Genomic DNA, 18,637 nt, shown 5'->3' with positions numbered 1-18,637 from the left:
GCTACAACCCGAGGATCGTGACAGCGTTTCCGACGAGCGGAGTCCGTTCCCGCGCATACGCTTCCACCATTTCGGGCGTGGTGTGTCCGGTCTGACGCATGATCGCGTGGGCGTCGGCGCCGTTGCGGAAGGCCTGGGTGACGAACCCGGCGCGCAGTGAGTGTCCGCCGAGCTGAGTGACCTGGTCCGGGTCGTAGCCGGCCTGGCCGGCGCGGCGGCGGATCGCCTTGTGCACCGCCGCCCCGGACAGCGCGGTGTCGGAGAGGTTGCCGTTCTTGCGGATCGACCGGAACAGCGGCGCCCGCGCCGTCGTGCGGGGGCTGACGCCGCGGCACACGTGCGTGTCGAACGGTTCCGCGGTGGTCAGCAGCCGGATCACCCCGGGGCGGCCGCGGGTGTCGAACGCGGCCACGACCTGCGCCCACCGCACATACGCGCAGGGCGGGCAGCTGTCGGGGCGGTCGGTGAACGGCAGCGCCCGCACCGTGCCGTCGCCTTCCTGGTCGGTCTTCGACCGGCGCAGCCGCACGTGGACACCGTCGTGCCGGTGCACGCGCACATCCCCACCGTCCAGGCCGACGAGTTCGCTGCGCCGGAAGGCGCCGGCGAACCCCATCAGAATCAGTGCGCTGTCGCGGCGTTCGAGGACCGCATCCGCCCAGCCGTCCACCGCAGTCCGGGCGGCGTTGACGATGGTGACGATGTCCGCGGTCAGCAGTGCGGCCCGCGGGGTGCGGGGCCGGTCCCCCACCGCGGCGTAGTCCCGGCGGATGCCGGACAGGGTGGCGCGCACGATTTCCTGCCCGGTCGGCGACTCGTGGCCGGCACGGCGATGGTGGTGGGCGATCGCGGCCACCCACTTGGTCAGGGTCGCTGGCGCATACACCCGGATGCCGTCCGGACCGATGGTGTCGGCGGCATCGACCAGGTACGCCGCGACCGTCGCCTCATGGGCCGGCAACGGAGCATGCCCGTGGGCGGCGCACCACTGCGCGAACCGCCGCCACGCCGAGGCATAGGTGCGGCGGGTGCCCTCGGACCGGGACTCGGCCATCGACCGCCCGATCCGCGCCGCCACCGCCTCCGACAGGTCCGGAAACACCGCGGCGTCGCCGGTAACAGCAGCCGCGGGCAGCTCACGGGGACGTAAGCCCTGCTCGATCGTCATGCCGAGCATGTTATCGGCACCACCCTCCGACACGATTTCAACGCGAAAAGTGTGCTGAAGTGCGGTTTTCCGGGAGACGGTGCGGGAAGCGGAATTCTCGTCACCCACCGCGCACAACCGAAAGTAGGCCGCCGCACACGCCGAGGATGGCTCTCGCCCCCACTTGTTGTTGTGAACTGCTGCAGGCGGCGGATGATCGAGGCGTGCCAGCGGGAGGAGGAGAAAACATGAGCGATCGAACCGCCACAGATCTCGAGCGTGAACTCGGCATGCTCGTCGCCGTCCGCGCCTACCTCCGGGACACGGTGGGGATGGATGTGCACATTCCGACCACCGCGGTCGACCGGGTGCTCGATGAACTCAACAGCCTCGATCGGAAGACCTGACCACCCACAGCCCCCGCTCCCGGTGGAGAACGATCCCCATGTAACTCATACCGGCGCGCCTGACGATCAGCGACACAGGCCCGCCATGTCGGGCCCCGCCCCTACCCTTCCCGGTAACACCCGAGAACGGGACACAGGCGGGCACGGGATGACCACCGTCACCGGCACTCCCCTGCCGCTGCCAGGGATGCCCTCCCCCGCTTCCCCATCGGCGCTCGAACAGCTCGTCCTGCTCGGGCAACCGCAGCCGATCCGTGTTCCCGAGACGCTGTGGCGCTCCTGGCTCGACGACCCCGCCGTGATCTCCCGATTTATATCGAAATGCTATGTGCAAGAGGGCAGTCGATGTTCAGTGTGGATCGGTGGGTGTCATCGACAGGACATGGGTCCTTCCGGGCGGCCAGCCTGCCCGGACCATCGCGGCGCGGCACGGTGCCCGCGCACCTGTTTGCCTACCAACTCGAACACGGGATCATCCCCGATTGGGGTGGTCCGGCGCCGACGACGCGGTGCTGTGCCACCAGTGCGACTTCGCCGGCTGCGTCAACCCTGCGCACATGCGGCTGGGCACCAACCGAATCAACCGCAGCAAATACGACCTGCGGCGGCACCCGCGCCATCGCCGCCGCCATCCGCACCGGCCTCGCCAACCACGACGACCCAGGCACCATGGAAGACCGGATCCGCGCCGCCGAAAACGCCGGTCTACCCCTCACCCTCTGGTAACCGCCGGACCGCGCACACGTACAACGCCAGAATTGTCGCTGACCCGTAGGGGGACTGTCCGAGAACAAGTCTCGTCCTCGCCACACCGCAGCAACGCAGGAGCGTCTGCACCAACCACTACCATTCATCGCAACCACAGGAAACGGGCAGGAGATCTCATGACGATCGAACCGGGCATCGACGAACTCCGCGAACTGAACGCCGAGAACGAAGGCGTGATCCGCGCACTGAGGCGCCAACGCGACACCGCCGAGACGAAACTCGCCAAGATCGAGAACCTGGTGAACTCGCCTCGCGAGCGAGTGATCGCGCAGGACGGCACAAGCGGTGTCCCCCTCGAGAAGCTGCTCGCGCTGCTCGCCGAAAGCGAGTAATCGACAGCTCATCGGCGAGGCGAAGGACAACCGGAATACCTCCCGGTCGGAATACGTACCCTTACCAGTCTCCCGTAGCCGGCCTGCCCGGACCGTCCCGCCGCGGCACCGTCCCGCCGCCCCCGGGCCATCGCGGCCGCCGTCCGTATCGGCCTGGCGAACAAGGAAGATGCCGAGGTCATCGACGAACGGATCCGCACCGCCGAGGGCCGCCAGATCACCGCTCACACTGTGGAAGTTCCGGCGCTGTGCCGTCGGCGTTGTAGCGCTACAGCGCGGCGACAGCACAATTGGCTGATTGCCAGCGCATCTCGCCGTCCGTCGCCAGCGCGCAGACCATCGGTGTCAGCAGGAGTGCAGAACCTGACTTATCGCGTCCTTCTCCGCCTGGGTCACCCACAGCCGGTAGAGCGCCTTGACGTCGATCTGACGGGAGACGTAGGTGCACCGGTAGGCCTTGTTCGGCGGCAACCACGAGGCGGCGTCGGAATCGGACTTCTGGCCGTTGGTCGGTCCGTCGACGGCCTGCAGGTTCCGCGGGTCGTTGGCCAGGTCGCGGCGCTGCTCCGGGCTCAGTTGCTGGGCGCCCTTCTGCCAGGCATCCGACAGCGCGACGACGTGATCGATCTGCACCGCGGTGGAGGTGTCCTGGCCGCGGACGAACGCGATGGTCGTGCCGGTGTAGGTGTCGTGCAGGGTGCCGGTCGCCACCACACAGTCCTTCGTACTGGTCTTGTAGGTCAGGTCGACCAGGTCACGTCGGAGTATGTCGTTGCGGGTGTCGCAGCCGTTGTGGCCGCCCTCGACTCCGTTGTCGTCGGACCAGGACGGGCCGAACTGCTCCCGGGTGTAGCCGGTCTTCGGGGCGCGGCCCTTGACCGGCAGGGTCTCGAGCTTCGCCAACGCCGGTGCCGGATCGAACCCCGGTGCGGGAGCGGTCGGTGCGCCCCCGAGCGATCCGGTACCCGGGTCGGCATCGGCGATCGCCGAACACCCGGTCAAACCGAGCACGGTGACCGCACCCAAGGCGAGAAAGGCGGTCCGGGGGCGATGGCGCATGCGTCTGTTCTCCTGTTACCTATGAGGCTGGTGTGACCTCATTATTGCCTGTGCCTCCGACAACGGCGCCATCGCTTATGACGTCCCCGCTGACCGCGCCTTCGACATCCTCACCTGGCGCTCCCAAGAGGCCAACACCGGCCTGCGCACCATCGCCCGAACAGCTCGTCGCCGGCTTTACCGAACTCGAACCGGACACCGGCCCTGCACACCCAATTCGACCGCCTGCTGCTCACCGCCCACCGGCGCACCCCGCGACCGCGATAGCCGAGTGACCACATAATCTCCCATAGCGGCCCGCTACCGTCGGCTCATCAAGAGATTGTGCTGGTCCTGACACCGCGCGTTCCGTCCACTCCAAGCGTTCGATTCGAGCCGTAGCCCGCCCCGCCCGGAGCCGCGGACAGCGATATCCTGGGAACCACGTCGTCGAGAGGCTAACCGTGCGGATTTTGTCGAACGTATCGCGGAACAGATGAATCGATCTGGACGATGTCCGACATCGATCCGTTCGAGACCCACCGCGATGTGACCCCCTCGGTCACATCGGCGCTGAGCGCTGACGGATTCTACGACGCTCGGGAGATCGGTCGTGGTGGCTTCGGCGTTGTCTACCAGTGCACACAAACCTCTCTCGATCGCACCGTTGCAGTGAAGGTGCTCACCAACGATCTCGCGGAGGAGAACCGGGAGCGCTTCTTTCGCGAACAACGCGCCATGGGCCGCCTGACCGGCCACCCGAACATTGTCAATGTCCTCCAGGTCGGCGTCGCCGAGAGCGGCGAACCGTTCATCGTGATGCCGTACCACCCGCAGGGCTCCCTGGACGAACGGATTAGGCAGCACGGTCCATTGCCTGTGGACGAAGTGCTGCGGCTCGGAGTGAGGCTGGCTGGCGCGCTGGAAGCAGCCCACGGCCAGGGCATCGTCCACCGCGACGTCAAACCAGCGAACATCCTCCTCACCGACTACGGTGAGCCGGCGCTCTCGGATTTCGGAATCGCGCATATCACCGGCGGGTTCGAAACTGCTTCGGGCATCGTTACCGGTTCACCCGCGTTCACTGCCCCCGAGGTCCTCGGCGGCGCGGCCCCAAACCCTGCCTCCGACATCTACGGACTCGGAGCCACCCTATTTTGCGCTGTCACCGGCCACGCCGCATTTGAGCGCCGCAGTGGCGAACATTTGGTAGCCCAATTCATCCGCATCACAACCGAATCAGCCCCGGACCTGCGAGATCAAGGCCTCGCAGATGATGTTGCTACCGTCATCGAGCAGGCAATGTCCCGTCACCCCGAAGATCGGCACCCCTCTGCCGCCGCATTGGCCGAGCACCTACGCGAAATTCAACGCAGCCGCGGACTACCTGTAGACGATATGGCTCTGCATGCGCGAGCCATGTTGGAACCCGAACCACGATCACCTGAACGGTTCCCAACGAACCCTTCCCGCCATGAACGGGGGAACCTCCCCCTGGAATTGTCCAGCTTCGTCGGTCGCAGACACGAAATCACCGAAGCGAAGAGTCTGCTGGCATCATCACGCCTGCTGACGCTGGTCGGGGTCGGCGGGGTGGGGAAAACACGTCTCGCACTACGACTTGCCACGAGTATCCGCCGCGAGTTCGCCGACGGAGCGTGGCTCGTCGAACTCGACGAAGTCCGCACTCCGTCCCGGTTGATCGACGTGGTGGCCGCCACCCTCGGCTTGCGGGACCAAACTGACCGGTCGATACACGAGATTCTGCTGGACTTTTTGTCTTCCCGTGAGCTGTTACTGGTATTGGACAATTGCGAGCAGGTGGTCGACGCGGCGGCCGACCTCGCCACAGCACTGCTGCAACATAACCCGAATCTGCGTATCCTCGCGACAAGCCGTGAGCCGCTGACCGTAGCCGGGGAGGCCACGCTGCGGGTTCCCCCTCTCACCGTCCCCGATCCCGACCGTGAGCCGTCACTTCAGGGTCTTCCCCGTTACGACGCCGTGTCGCTGTTCACCGAACGCGCGACCTCGGCGGTATCGACCTTCGCGTTGACCGATGCCAACAAGTCCGCGGTGACGCGGATCTGTCACCGGCTGGACGGGTTGCCGTTGCCGATTGAGCTGGCGGCGGCGCGGTTGCGGGCGATGTCGCCCGAACAGATCCTGCAGAGACTTTCCAATCGCTATGCGCTGTTGACCCGCGGGAGCCGAGGCGCGCCGACGCGCCAGCAGACGCTCCGGTTGTGTGTCGATTGGAGTTACGATCTGTGCTCCCCGCTCGAGCAACTGACGTGGGCACGTCTGTCGGTGTTCGTCGGCGGTTTCGAGTTGGATGCTGCCGAATACGTGTGCGGGCACGAGTTGCAGCCCGGGGCTCTGCTGGACTCAGTGGCATCCCTCGTCGACAAGTCGATCCTGATCCGCGAAGAGCAACGCGGCACCGTCCGCTTCAGATTGCTCGAAACCCTGCGTGCCTACGGGCGCGAGAAGGCACAGGAAAACGGCGACTACCATGCTCTGCGTCGGCGGCACCGAGATTGGTTCCGCCAGCTGGCCCGCCGGGCCGAGGACGAATTCATCAGTCCCCGGCAGCTCGAGTGGATCGCACGATTCGATAGTGAGCAGCCGAATCTGCGTGAGGCCATGGACTTCTGCCTCGCAGTGAACGATGCCGAAGCCGGTTTGCAGATCGCCTCACCCTTGGCGCAATTCTGGGGGTCACGCGGCCTGCTCAGCGAGGAGAGACGCTGGCTCGACGAATTCCTCTCACGCCGGGGCGAACGTCCTACCACCGCCACCGTCAGAGCGCTGGGCGTCGACTGCCTCATGACCGAACAGCAGCGGGACCATGAGCGAGGTGCCGAGCTTGTCGAGCAGGCGCGCGCCCTCGCCGATCAGATTGACGACCCGATAGCGCACGCGATCTCCGACCATGCGGACGGCACGCTCGGGTTGTTCAGCGGCGATCTCCCGCGCGCGGTGTCGGGTCTGGAGCGGGCACTGTCGGTGTTCCGCCGATCCGAGAGTGATCTCGCGCTCCAGATCGAGTCTTTGACCCTGCTGGGACTGGCGTATCAGCTGCTCGACACCGAACCCGACCGGGCGATCGAATGCTATGAGGAAGTCCTCGCGATTACGGAGGTTCACGGTGAATCCGTTTACCGGTCGTACGCGTTGTGGGCGATGGCCGTTGCCCAATGGCGATTGGGTGCTCAGGGCCGAGCAATCGATCTGCTCGAGCAGGGATTGCGACTTGCTCGCCTCGTCGACGACCCCGTTGGGTGTGCAAATTGCTTCGAGGCGTTCGCCTGGGTGGCCGGAGGCAGTGACCCGACACGTGCCGGTACGTTGATGGGCGCCGCGGAGGTGCTCGGTGGCGTTGCCGGGAGCCCTTCTGTGCTTGTACCGAACCTGCTCGTGTACCACGAGGCGTGTGAGAGGGTTGCCCGTCTGGCGCTCACAGACCAGGTCTTCGAAGAGGCGCGGAAGCATGGCAGGGCTTTGGATCTCGATTCCGCGGTCACCTACGCGCTCGGCGAGCGCCCTCACAAGCCGGTGTCCCCAGGTTCGGGCACCCTGACGAAACGCGAACAGCAGGTTGCGGATCTGGTCGCCGAGGGTTTGACCAACAAGGCGATCGCTGCCCGGCTCGTGATCTCTCAACGCACCGCGCAAGGACATGTCGAACACATCCTCACCAAACTCGGATTCACCTCGCGGACACAGGTCGCTGCCTGGGTTGTAGAAGAGAGACAATCCTCGTAGCTCCCTTGTGCTAGAACAAGCATGGAGTCCAAACGGGACATTAACACCTTCGGCAAGCACGCAAACACGCCGATCGTGACGCGTCGTGCACGTAAACTGCTCCAACTCCCGCACTTCGCGGGGCGATGCCCTGGGCAAGGCGCATCGATGGGCCCCTTCTCGACGAGGTCCGGCCGGGCGAGCGGGAACTAGGCAGTGAATTCCCCTGCGTAGGCGGACCACTCGTCGAGCTTCTTCAACGTCTCAGTCTCACCTGCAGTCGGTAAGAGGAGAACAACTCGGTCGACTCCCAGCTGCGCATAGCTGTCGAACGCTCGGGGTTCAGGGGGTCCGGTATGCACCACAGTCACACCGATATCCGAACGTCCGCCCAGGTCGGCCAGCCTGCCGAGTTCGGAGACGTTGGTTGCCAGCGTAGGCCCGCTGATGGGCATCCAGGAGTCAGCGTAATCGACTACTCGGTTCAAGATTCCTGGCCCGTTTCCTCCCAGGAGAATCTTGGGACCGCCTGGTTGGGCGGGTTTCGGCCAGCTCCATGATGCGTCGAAATTCACATAGTCGCCGTGATATTCCGCTTCCTCGTGAGTCCACAGCGCTTTCATCGCCTGGACTCGTTCACGCAGCACTGCCCACCGGTGTCGGGGGTCGGTGCCGTGGTGCCTCATTTCCTCTCGGTTCCAGCCTGCTCCCACACCGAGCAGTGTGCGTCCGCCGGAAATGACATCCAAGGAGGCGACGACCTTCGCGGTCGTTATGGGATCACGCTCGGCGATGAGGCTTATCCCGGTGGCGAGCCGGAGCGTCGTGGTGACCATGGCTGCTGCGGTGAGGGCGACGAACGGGTCGTAGGTGTGAGCATATTTCGAGGGCATTTCGCCGCCGCCCGGGTACGGGGTCAGTCGACTGATGGGAATGTGGGTGTGCTCGGGCAAGAACAACGACTCGTACCCTCGCTCCTCCATTGCCGTAGCCAGCTGAGCTGGACCAATCGAGTATTCCGTGAGAAACACACTGCCTGCGATGTGCATGGTGGAGAACCTTCCTTGAGGCAACCTGGGGTCGTGAGACAAACAGAGATCAGTGGACGACTGGATGCGGCAGCGGCTCGGCCGGTTCGACGAGGCCGCGTACGAGGTGTCGTCCGAGCCGGCGGTCACAGCGACTTCGCGATGATTCCCTTCATCACCTCGTTGGCGCCCGCGTAGATCTTCTGGACGCGGGCGTCCTCGTACATCCGGGCGATCAGATATTCGCGCATATATCCGTACCCGCCGTGCAACTGCACGCACCGGTCGATGACCGCGCACTGCTGCTCGGTGAGCCAGTACTTGACCATCGCCGCCTCGGACGGATCCAACTCGCCCCGCAGGTGCGCCTCGATGCAATGGTCCAGGAACACCGCACACGTGCGGGCGATGGTCTGACACTCGGCGAGCTCGAATGCCGTGTTCTGGAACTCGAACAGACTGTGCCCGAACGCCTGCCGCGACCTCGTATACGCGACGGTGTCCTCGACCGCACGATTCATCGCACCCGACGCCTGCACGCCGATGATCAACCGCTCCTGCACCAGCTGCGCCATCAACTGCCCGAACCCCTGCCCCTCCTCGCCGAGCAGGTTCGACACCGGCACCCGCACGTCGGTGAACGACAACTCCGACGTGTCCGCGCCGTGCTGACCGACCTTGTCCAGCACCCGACCCACGGCGAATCCGGGACAGTCCCGCAGATCGACGATCAGCAGCGACACCCCCTTGGCGCCGGCCTTCGGGTCGGTCTTGACCGCCAGCACGATCAGGTCGGCGGACGCGCCGTTGGTGATGAACGTCTTCGACCCGTTGACGACGTACTCGTCGCCGTCCCGGATGGCGGTGGTCTTGATCGCCTTGAGGTCCGAGCCGGCGCCGGGCTCGGTCATGCCGATGGCGCCGAGGATCTCCCCGGTCGCCATGCCCGGAAGCCACGCCTTCTTCTGCTCCTCGGTGCCGTACTCGTAGATGTAGTGCGGGACGATGCCGGAATGCACGGAAATGCCGAGCGCGAGGTCACCGGCATATCCCTGGGCCTCGAACACGGCCAGGTCGTGGGCGAACGTGCCACCGCCGCCGCCGTACTCCTCGGGGATCGAGCAGCACAACAGTCCGAGCTTGCCCGCCGCCAGCCACACCTCACGGTCGATGCGGTGCTGGGCGTCCCACTTCTCGTGGTGCGCGACCACCTCGCGTTCGAAGAATCCGACCGCGAGCTCGGACAGGGCCTTGACTTCGTCGTCGTGCCACGACGGGATGTGTGTGTTCATGTTGATTCTCTCTCGGATGTGATGGTGTCGCTTGCGCTGTTCCCGGGTCTGGAGGACCACAGCGCAGCGTGATCGGGGCCGCTGTTTCTCCAGGTGGGCATGGTGAAGTGGCTGGAGGGATGTGTCCCTCCAGCCACTTCGCGTTTTTCAGATTCGAACTGGTCAGACCTCTTCGACTTGGACCGCCGGTCGCGGTGAGACTTCCACCCCTGTACTCGGAGGTTGTCTGCGTTTGGTGATGGCGAAGACGACAAGCAGGACTGCAAGGACGATCAGCACGACCCAGGACATGGAGTCGGCCGGTGAGGGCGGTGGATTGATTACCCCGTTGAGGTACATCCACGCGGTCGCCACCGCGCCGACAACGGACGCGCCGATCAGGAACGGCCGGTTCTCGCGCGCTCGCACGGTGAGCACGATGGCGCCGATGGTGATCAGGACGTACGGGAGCACCCACAGGTAGACCACGAGGGGAGCGACGGTGTAGTACGCCGACACTACGTCGCCCGCGACGAAGACGAGGGCGGTAGCGAGAACGAGACCGGCGAGGGACATCACCGCGATGCTGACGAAGGGGCTGTGGTGGCGAGGATGGATTCTCCCCAGCGGCGCGGGGAGGACACCGTCGTCGGCGAGGGTCATGGCGAAGCGCGCACCGTAGTTGACGAAGCCGATGAGCGCGGCGAAGGTGGCGACGGCGAGCACCAGGTCGCTGGCGGTGGCGACGCCGGAGCCGAGTCCGGCATGCAGCGCCAATGCCGCGGGCGCCGACATTCCGGCGTCCAGTTCGGCGGAGGCCGCCTGCAGTCCCGGGACCTGGAGGATCGTGACCAGGGGGAAGAGGCCTCCGAGGAGGACCGGGACGGACATGACGGCGAGAGGAACGTTGCGGCGGGGATTGCGTGTTTCCGCGGCGAGTGCGGTGCAGGATTCGAATCCGACCAGGAAGGCCGCTCCGACCGCCATGCCCTGGAGGGTTCCGCTGAGACTGAATTCGCTGAGGCTGAACTGATGGGCGAGATCGAGTCCGGTTTTGGCGGCGCTGGCGATGGTGATGACCAGGACGAGGGGGAACGACAGCACGGCGAGGGTCACCGCGATCCAGACCGAGGTGTCGAGGCCGCGGTAGGCGATCGCGGCGGCGAGGGTGAGAGCGAGGAGGAAGATCGCCAGTTGCGGGCCGAATGACAGGGCGTTGTCGACGCCGTGCGTGAGCAGGAAGCTTCCGGCGAAGATCCCGACGACGGCGGCGAGTGCTCCGATCGCGGCGATGAATCCGGCGAGCAGTGCGGCCGCGGTCAGGTATCGGGCCCAGGGTCCGAATACCTCTCCGATGTAGGAGTACAGCGATCCGGTGGCGACATACCGCCGGGCGAACGCGGTGACCGCTCGCCCGACGCAAATGACGGCGATCGTGGAGAGGAGGGATGCCTGCCATGCATTGGCGCCGGCGGTGCTGAACACGAGCAGAGGCACCAGAGCGATGCCTACGGCAGGGAAGAAGGACGCCAGGGACAACGAGACGAGTGAGGCCCGCCCCAAACGTCCCGACTCGAGGTGCGCCTCCGCGGCGGCGCCACCGCCTGCTGTGGATGTGGAGGGGTTGGTCATGTCACGCCGCCTTGGTTGACGGGCCGAGGCACGCCGTCTGCAGACAGTTCCGTCCACTTCTGTGGACAGTGGATTCCCGCTCGGTCATGTGAGCTCCTTCGGTGAGGGTGACTGACCGGGGTGTGACGACGCGCACTCCGATCGATGAGCGAGAACGCTACTGCCGTCATACCACTAATACAAGAGGTTTTATGTTAAAAATCTGAGCGGTAGGTTTCTCGCGCCCCGCGCCCATGCAGGGACACTGCCGTCCGTTCGCCCGACGCCTACGGCTCGGCAGGACGGCGTGCCGGTCACCTCTCTGGTCAGTTCGGGCGTGCTGGAACGAAGCTCACGGGGAGTTCGATCGGGCCGGTGTTTCCGGTCGGGGGCCGATAGCTGGGCAGGGCGGAGAACCGCGGCTGCATGAGGCGCTGCGAAAGGGCTTGCAGCGCTTCGCGGATATCGAGCCGGGCGACGAAATGCCCGAGGCAGTGATGCCGCCCTCCCCCGAAGCCGAAGTGGGGGGCGCGTTTGACCGTGATGTCGAAACTCGCGTCTCCGACGGCGAGGGGGTCGGTGCCGGCGGCGTAGGACAGGAGGTGGAGCACCGTACCCTCCGGGATGTCGACACCCTGGAAGGAGAAGTCCTCGGTTGCCAGCCGGGTGGTCCAGTGGATCGTCGGATTGAAGCGAATGACTTCCTCGACCGCCTGGGCGGCGAGTTCCGGCCGGTCAGCGAGCAACGCCCATTGATCCGGGTGCTCGACGAAGGTTTGCATCATCAATCCGAGTTGGCTGCGCGTGGTGTCCATGCCGCCGAAGATCAGGCTGGTGATCAGCTCCCGAAGCTCGTGATCGCTCAGCCGATCGCCGGCCTCGTCCGTTGCAGTGACCAATGCCGAGACGAAGTCGTCGGTGGGATGGCCGCGGCGCTGGGCGACGAGTTCGTCTGCGCGGGCGTAGAGATCGAGGATTGCGGTTTCGATCGTGGTGCGCTGCTCGACGATTTCTGGACCGAACGCGAGCCCCATGTCGGCCGCGAGTTGCGTGAGCTCGCGCCAATCTTCTTCAGGCAGGTCGAGCAGCCGGGACAGAGCGCGAGAAGAGTACGGTTCGGCAAAATCCGTCATGAATTCGCATGCGCCGGTGTCGGCGAACTGATCGATCACATCGTGGGCGAGCTCGCGGAAACTCTCGGTCATCGTCGCGATGACCGAGAGGGAGAACGCGGGATTGACCAACTTGCGGATGCGGGCATGGTCCTCACCCTCCATACCGACCAGGGAGTTCTTCCACCAGTCCGAGAGCACACCGTCGTTGATGCCGTTCTGTGCGGGCCACGACCAGCTGCCCTGCCGGAGCCGACGGTCCTTGAGCAGGGCACCCACCTCGCCGTGACGAAGGACAGCGAGACCGTAATTGGTTCGGGCATACCAGTTTCGCTGCCTGGCCGCACGGATCTCCTCACCCATCGCAGAGAAACCAGGGTCGGTGATCTTCAGCAGTTCGCCATCGGTGGCGGATTCGATACTCATGCCTTAACTCTAACATTAGATGTTAGAGTTGCAAGTCCTGAGTGATCCTCACCCAATGACACATACGGCTCTATACCTATATGATGTGGAGATAATGGATACCAATGACTCGACGTCCGATTCCCGGACCCCCTCACCGGCGTCCCTGCTCGTTCGCAGTGTCATCTTGTCCCCGATCGGCGGCGAAGGGCTGGTAGCGCAGACCGTTCGCCGGCTCGGTGAGGCCATCGGGCTGGGCATCTTCGATGTCGGAGCCAGACTTCCCTCCGAGTCGGAACTGGCCGAGCAGCTGGGGATCTCCGCGATGACGTTGCGTGAAGCGCTCGCCGTGATGCGCGAAGCCGGCTACGTCGAGACCCGACGCGGTCGCCAGGGCGGCACCTACGTCAAAGAGCTGGCTCTCACGGTTCCCGAGCGCGAAGCGCAGAAGCGGATCGCGGCGATCACCGACGAGTACCTCGAGGACCTCACCGCCTATCGCATCGCCATCGGCGGGGAGAGCGCGGCGCTCGCTGCCCAACACGCCACAGCCGAGGACATCGCTGAGATGTGGCAGCTGCTCGAGCGGATGGACGCGGCGGAAGCGTTCGAGGAATTCCGTAAGTGCGACGCAACCTTTCACGTCACCATCGCCTCGTGCACCCGGTCACACCGGCTGGCGCGGGCGGAGACGGAGGTGCAGGCCGAGTTGAACCCCCTGATGGGGGCGTTCCGAGTGGGCCCGCAGGCCCGCCATACAACGAACGCCCAGCACCGCGACATCCTTGCGGCAATCGAAGCGGGTGACGCGGAGGCGGCACGTCGGCTGATGGCCGAGCACATGAGTAGCAGCGCGGAAGGAATCCTCGGGTTCATACGCGCCACTGCAGGGGCGCACGGCCCACACGATTCCGCGCAGGCATGACTTCGCGGATCTTACGTCTGGGCGAATCAACCTTGCAGCGCTGAGTGCAACCCCGGTACTCCGGTGACGGACGGAGGCTTCAGCCGTCGGCCCGAGATCACCGAGGACCATCGCCGCGTGCGGGCCCGGCCCGATACCCGCCAGCTCGATCACTCGCAATCCGTCGAGAGGCCCCATCATCACTGTTTCCTTCCGATCGGTGCGCCGGTTCGCGGGGGACTGTCGGCACCGGCGTCCGATTCGATCGATCGATTAGCGCCGGGACTGTCGGGCGTTTGTTCCTGAAGGCGTCGATGCCCTCGACGGAGGCGGCCGCCGCCGGCAGTGCGTGCTGCGCTTCCAGTTGAAAGCTGCATCGAGTGAGCCAAGCGTTGGCGTCGTCGATCGTCTGTAAGAGGTCCGGGTACGCGGTACCGGATGCAGCAGATCGATGGCGGCCACTCCGTCCGATATGCCGACGGGATCGGTGGATCGGATCCCACACAACCCTGTTGGGCTGTTCGCCGGCCTCCCGTACGGCGACGTTGAGGGTGTTTCAGAGTCTTTCAATGATGGTGGCGTTGGCCATTCCCGCGCCTTCGCACATGGTTTGGAGTCCGTAGCGTCCGCCGGTGGCTTCGAGGTGGTTGACGAGGGTGGTGAGCAAGCGGGTGCCGGAGGAACCGAGGGCGTGTCCGAGGGCGATGGCGCCGCCGCGGGGGTTGAGTTTGGTGGGGTCGGCGGCGAACTCATGGGCCCACATGAGTGGGATGGGCGCGAAGGCTTCGTTGACTTCGTAGGCGTCGAGGTCGTCGATGGACAGCCCGGACTTCGCGAGGACCTTGTGGGTGGCGGGTATAGGGGCGGTGAGCATGAACATGGGGTCGTCGCCGGCCACGGCGAAGGAGTGGAACCGGGCGCGTGGGATCAGGCCCAGTTTTGCGGCCATTTCCTCGCTCATGATGAGGACGGCGGAGGCGCCGTCTGTGAGCGGCGACGAGTTGCCGGGGGTGATGTGCCAGCCGGCTTCCGGAAAGCGTTGCGCGACGGTGTCCGTGCGAAACGACGGGCCCAACCTTGCGAGGCTGTCAGCGGTGGTGGCGGCGCGGACGGTTTCGTCGACCTCGTGGGGAGTGATCAATCCGTCGGCGTTTCGGACGGCGATAGGGACGATTTCGGCGCCGAAGAAGCCGGAGTCGCTCGCGGTGGCGGCTCGCCGGTGTGATTCGGCGGAGTAGGTGTCGAGGGTCTCACGGTCGAGTTTCCATTTTGCGGCGATCAGTTCGGCTGAGATGCCCTGGTGGATGAGGCCTTCCGGGTAGCGGGCGGCGATGCCGGGGCCGGTGGGGTCCTGGCCGGCGGGAGCTGTGCCCATGGGTATCCGGCTCATGGATTCGACGCCGCATGCGATGACGATGTCGTAGGCGCCGGCGATGACACCTTGGGCGGCGAAGTGCGCGGACTGTTGACTCGACCCGCACTGGCGGTCGATGGTGTTCCCGGGCACCGAATCCGGGAAGCCGGCGGACAGCAGGGCGGTGCGGGTGATGTTGACAGACTGCTCACCGACCTGCTGAACGCAGCCGCCGATGACATCGTCGACGAGGGCGGGATCGAGGTCGTTGCGGTCGATCAGCGCGCGCAGGACCTGGGCGAGGAGTTCGACGGGGTGGGTGCCGGACAGGGCACCGCCGGGTTTGCCCTTGCCGGACGCGATTCGGATCGCGTCGACGATGACAGCGTTCGTCATCAATGTTCCTTTCGAATGGGTGGTGACCTCGCTAGATGCGGGAAGAGGGTGCCGCGAGTCGTGTCGGTGCGCGCCGGTGACCCGCGCTTCGGTTCATAAACCGCGTCGAGGCAGCGGTGTTGTACACGAGGCGACGTGCCCGGGCCCACCACGGGTGAAATCAAGATTGGAGAAGATCGGCGGGGAACCTGGTCGAGGTGTGGGCGTCGCCGTCGTCAGGCGGGAAGGGTGCCCTCCGGCTGGCTCAGCGACCACAGGTCGACCTCGCAGTTAGGTAGGGTATCCACGCCCCAGCCGCGGTGGTGCAGGCCCTCGTCCCGGTCCGCCCAGAGCAGCAGGGTGCGGTGCCGAAGCGTGGCGTCCGCGGTCAAGCCGAGTGCACCGTGCAATTGGTGTGTCTGTGCGGCGACGTCGGAGGCGACATCACAGGCCAGGGCCCGGGCGACGGTGGCAGCGAATAGGATCCGATCAGCTGATGCGGTGTGCAGGCGGCGAGCGAATTCGGCGATCGCCTCGTCGAGTTGCAGCTGTGCGATCGTCAGCCTTCCCAGTTCCTGGGCCACTGCGGGAAGCTTGATCAGGGGCCGGCCGAACTGCACCCGGCTGGAAACGTAGGCGCGGGCCTGCTCGATCGCACCATGGGCGGCGCCGGCGATTTCCTGGACGAGCAGAAACTGGGCCAGCACACTGTCGGGTCCGTCCCCGAGGTCCTTCGGCGGGTCGGTGCGGTGCAGGGGCCGGGCAGCGATGTCGCGGTCCGCCGTTTCCTGCGCCGTCCGCTCGTGGGCAGTGCCGTCCCCATCGACAAAGACGGTCGCGATCGGGTCCCAGACCCCGAACGAGTGCGGGCTGACCACGATCGGGCCGGTCGCTATCGGCTGGGAGGCGAGAGCGCGCGCAACCAGAGTCTGCCGGACGGGAAGGGCGGCGCCGGCGTGGGCGAGTGTGCGGGTGACGGCGGCGGCGGCGTCGATGAGTTCGGCCGACTGTGCCAGCGTTTCGAAGCTGGTGCAGTCGGCGTCGTCGAGGATCGTGGTCCATCCCAATTCCTCGGCGACCTTCCACTGGTCCTGGAAGTGTTCGGTGTCGGAGATGAGGCGGCCCGCGGCCGGGGGGTGCCAGGTGGCCACCACATCGGTGACGGTCGCCGCGAGTTGGGCCGCTTCGTCGGTGAGAATCGTGGTGCTCATTGCATTTCCTTCGTGACGATGGACAGCATGACCGGGGCGGCGCCGCCGCGTAGACCCGACTTCGGGGACGCGATCACGGCCGCGTCGAACAGGGCCTGTACGCGCCAATCACACCGAGGCAGCAGAGGCCGGACGAAGTCGAGCGTGGCCAGTTCGAGCCGGTTGCCGAGGTATTTGCTGGTGGCGGCCTCCGCGACCGGGCTGTGTCCGGCGTCCAAAGCGGCCGCGATGTTCCGCGAGAGTGACCGCAGGACCGTCAGCTGTGCGGTCAGCACGCGGAGTGCGGCGCGGTCGGTGTCGTCGAGGACTTCGGCGTCGAGGACCGCGCCCAGGAGCGGGTACATCGACAGGAATCGTTCGGGACCACCGCGTTCGAAGGCGAGCTGGGAGATGACCTGTTGCCAGCCGTGTCCCTCGGCGCCGATCAGCCACCGGTCGGGCACGTGAACGTCGTCGAAGACGACTTCGTTGAAGTGATGTCCTCCGTCCATGCCGATGATGGGTTGCACGTGTACGCCGGGTGCGGAGGTGTCGACCACGAATTCACTCAGGCCGGCGTGCCGATCCTCACCCTTGGAGGTGCGGGCGAGGACGTAGAGGTAGTCGGCGAAGTGGGCGCCGCTCGTCCAGATCTTGCGGCCGTTGATGACCCAGCCTTCATCGGTGCGGGTGGCCGTGGTGCGGACCGCGGCCAGGTCGGAGCCGGCGTCCGGTTCGCTCATCCCGAGCGCGAAGCTGATCTCTGCCCTGGCCAGGCGGGTGCAGAATTCGTCCTGCAGTGCCTTGCTGCCGTGGCGGATCAGGGTTGGGCCGATCTGTCGTTCGCCTGCCCAGTGGTAGGAAACCGGGGCGCCGGCGCGGAGCAGTTCCTCGGTGACCGCGAGCCGGGACAGGTTCGATTCCGCAGCGCCGCCGAGTTCCTTCGGCCAGGTCAGCGCGAGTAGTCCGCGCCGTCCGAGTTCCCGGCTGAAGTCGGGGTCGGTCTCGCCGCCCCAGGCGTCGCATCGGGGTTCGTAGTCCCATTCGGCGCACAGTTCGCGCACCGCAGCGCGCAGCGATTGTTCTCGTGTAGTCATCGTGTCCTGGCTTGTCATCGTCCCTCGAAGACGGGGGTGCGTCGGGTGGTGTAGGCGTCGAGCGCCTCGATAGAGTCGGCCGTGGTCATCGCCACCGCCTGGTGTGAGGCGATCAGGTCGAGCGCCGCCCGCAGGTCGCCGGTATCGGATTGGCGTACTGCGGTTTTGATCATCTGGACCGCCACGGGCGGCTGCCGGGCGATCTGGGCGGCGAAGGCATGGAGCCGGGTGTCGAAGTCGTCGCCCGTGCAGACTTCGTCGACGAGATTCCAGTCGAGGGCCTGTTCGGCGGTGACGAACTCGCCGGTCCACAGCAGCCGCAGTGCGCGGGGGCGGCCGATCAGCCGCGGCAGGTAGAAGCAGCCGCCGTCCCCGGGCACCAGGCCGACGCGGATGTACCCCTCGGAGAACCGCGCCGTTGTCGAGGCGATCCGGTAGTCACACATCAAGGCCATATCCATTCCGGCGCCGACGGCGGGACCGCTGACACCGGCAATGAGCGGTTTGGTCAGATCCTCGACCGCACGTGCCACCTGGTGGACCGTGTCGGTCATCAGCCTGCGATTGGTCAACGGTGTGCGATCGATCCCACCGATGTCGGCGAGATCTGCTCCGGCGCAAAAGGATTCACCGGTACCTCGGACCACGACGACCCGCACCCCGTCGTCGCGCTGGAAGTCGTGCAGCGCCTGCGCCCAGTCCTCGAGCATGGCGACGGTGAAGGAATTTTTCTTCTCGGGCCGGTTGAGGGTGATACGCCCGATCTGGTTGTCGATGGTGACGAGAAGGTCACCTCCGGAAATGGTCATGGCAGTTCGTCTCCGTTCACAGTGGTGCGGCAGGCCCGGGGT

General features: G+C 65.7%; 15 protein-coding genes and 1 pseudogene. 5 read left to right on the top strand and 11 right to left on the bottom strand.

All coding sequences use genetic code 11. The annotated features are described in order from the left end of the window. Position 1: 1 nt before the first annotated feature. Complete coding sequence (locus ACFTWF_RS22955; RefSeq protein ID WP_378463483.1) at positions 2–1,168, bottom strand: tyrosine-type recombinase/integrase; 1,167 nt, start codon at positions 1,166–1,168, stop codon at positions 2–4. Between the two features lie 227 nt (positions 1,169–1,395). Here ACFTWF_RS22955 and ACFTWF_RS22950 point away from each other — a divergent pair, with 227 nt between their 5' ends. The 3 genes from ACFTWF_RS22950 to ACFTWF_RS22940 all read left to right on the top strand — a co-directional run bounded on the left by ACFTWF_RS22950 (position 1,396) and on the right by ACFTWF_RS22940 (position 2,654). Continuing rightward, positions 1,396–1,554 carry a hypothetical protein gene (locus ACFTWF_RS22950; protein WP_378463482.1) on the top strand — a complete coding sequence of 53 codons (159 nt, stop codon included), beginning with the start codon at positions 1,396–1,398 and terminating at the stop codon, positions 1,552–1,554. 366 nt (positions 1,555–1,920) lie between these two features. Next, the gene (locus ACFTWF_RS22945; RefSeq protein ID WP_378463481.1) at positions 1,921–2,280 is read left to right on the top strand and encodes a hypothetical protein; all 360 of its coding nucleotides are present in this window, start codon (positions 1,921–1,923) and stop codon (positions 2,278–2,280) included. A gap of 158 nt (positions 2,281–2,438) precedes the next feature. Further along, positions 2,439–2,654: a hypothetical protein gene (locus ACFTWF_RS22940; RefSeq protein ID WP_378463480.1), complete on the top strand. Its 216-nt coding sequence runs from the start codon at positions 2,439–2,441 to the stop codon at positions 2,652–2,654. A gap of 345 nt (positions 2,655–2,999) precedes the next feature. Here ACFTWF_RS22940 and ACFTWF_RS22935 read toward each other — a convergent pair whose 3' ends face one another. After that, positions 3,000–3,713, bottom strand: a complete 714-nt coding sequence (locus ACFTWF_RS22935) for an HNH endonuclease family protein (RefSeq protein WP_378463479.1) — start codon at positions 3,711–3,713, stop codon at positions 3,000–3,002. A 492-nt stretch (positions 3,714–4,205) separates the two neighbouring features. On the opposite strand from ACFTWF_RS22935, the gene ACFTWF_RS22930 reads away from it, so the two are divergent. Further along, positions 4,206–7,460 carry a protein kinase gene (locus ACFTWF_RS22930; protein WP_378463478.1) on the top strand — a complete coding sequence of 1,085 codons (3,255 nt, stop codon included), beginning with the start codon at positions 4,206–4,208 and terminating at the stop codon, positions 7,458–7,460. Positions 7,461–7,648: 188 nt separating this feature from the next. Here the strand turns inward: ACFTWF_RS22930 and ACFTWF_RS22925 are convergent, their stop codons facing one another. The 4 genes from ACFTWF_RS22925 to ACFTWF_RS22910 all read right to left on the bottom strand — a co-directional run bounded on the left by ACFTWF_RS22925 (position 7,649) and on the right by ACFTWF_RS22910 (position 12,887). Next, a complete protein-coding gene (locus ACFTWF_RS22925; protein WP_378463477.1) occupies positions 7,649–8,488 on the bottom strand; it encodes an LLM class F420-dependent oxidoreductase in 840 nt (279 codons plus the stop codon). Between the two features lie 125 nt (positions 8,489–8,613). After that, positions 8,614–9,759, bottom strand: coding sequence for an acyl-CoA dehydrogenase family protein (locus tag ACFTWF_RS22920; RefSeq protein WP_378463476.1), 1,146 nt, complete (start codon positions 9,757–9,759; stop codon positions 8,614–8,616). Positions 9,760–9,921: 162 nt separating this feature from the next. After that, a complete protein-coding gene (locus ACFTWF_RS22915; protein ID WP_378463475.1) occupies positions 9,922–11,370 on the bottom strand; it encodes an APC family permease in 1,449 nt (482 codons plus the stop codon). A 305-nt stretch (positions 11,371–11,675) separates the two neighbouring features. After that, positions 11,676–12,887: a cytochrome P450 gene (locus ACFTWF_RS22910; protein ID WP_378463474.1), complete on the bottom strand. Its 1,212-nt coding sequence runs from the start codon at positions 12,885–12,887 to the stop codon at positions 11,676–11,678. A 94-nt stretch (positions 12,888–12,981) separates the two neighbouring features. On the opposite strand from ACFTWF_RS22910, the gene ACFTWF_RS22905 reads away from it, so the two are divergent. Further along, a complete protein-coding gene (locus ACFTWF_RS22905; RefSeq protein WP_378463473.1) occupies positions 12,982–13,791 on the top strand; it encodes a FadR/GntR family transcriptional regulator in 810 nt (269 codons plus the stop codon). A gap of 87 nt (positions 13,792–13,878) precedes the next feature. Here ACFTWF_RS22905 and ACFTWF_RS22900 read toward each other — a convergent pair. The 5 genes and pseudogenes from ACFTWF_RS22900 to ACFTWF_RS22880 form a co-directional block, all read right to left on the bottom strand. Then, a pseudogene (locus ACFTWF_RS22900) lies at positions 13,879–13,971 on the bottom strand (CoA transferase); the annotation flags it as partial. Between the two features lie 355 nt (positions 13,972–14,326). After that, positions 14,327–15,520 carry a thiolase family protein gene (locus tag ACFTWF_RS22895; protein WP_378463472.1) on the bottom strand — a complete coding sequence of 398 codons (1,194 nt, stop codon included), beginning with the start codon at positions 15,518–15,520 and terminating at the stop codon, positions 14,327–14,329. Positions 15,521–15,735: 215 nt separating this feature from the next. Next, the gene (locus tag ACFTWF_RS22890; protein ID WP_378463471.1) at positions 15,736–16,710 is read right to left on the bottom strand and encodes an acyl-CoA dehydrogenase family protein; all 975 of its coding nucleotides are present in this window, start codon (positions 16,708–16,710) and stop codon (positions 15,736–15,738) included. Beyond that, positions 16,707–17,786 (bottom strand): acyl-CoA dehydrogenase family protein, encoded by a 1,080-nt coding sequence (locus ACFTWF_RS22885; RefSeq protein ID WP_378463470.1) that lies wholly within the window; start codon positions 17,784–17,786, stop codon positions 16,707–16,709. Before ACFTWF_RS22885 ends, ACFTWF_RS22890 begins: the two co-directional genes overlap by 4 nt. A gap of 14 nt (positions 17,787–17,800) precedes the next feature. Continuing rightward, positions 17,801–18,595, bottom strand: coding sequence for an enoyl-CoA hydratase/isomerase family protein (locus ACFTWF_RS22880; protein WP_378463469.1), 795 nt, complete (start codon positions 18,593–18,595; stop codon positions 17,801–17,803). Positions 18,596–18,637: the final 42 nt, after the last annotated feature.

This window comes from Rhodococcus sp. NPDC056960 (assembly GCF_042674125.1).
Lineage (GTDB): Bacteria > Actinomycetota > Actinomycetes > Mycobacteriales > Mycobacteriaceae > Rhodococcus_F.
Note: the sequence above shows the minus strand (reverse complement) of the source record. Positions and strands in the feature narration are given on the sequence as shown.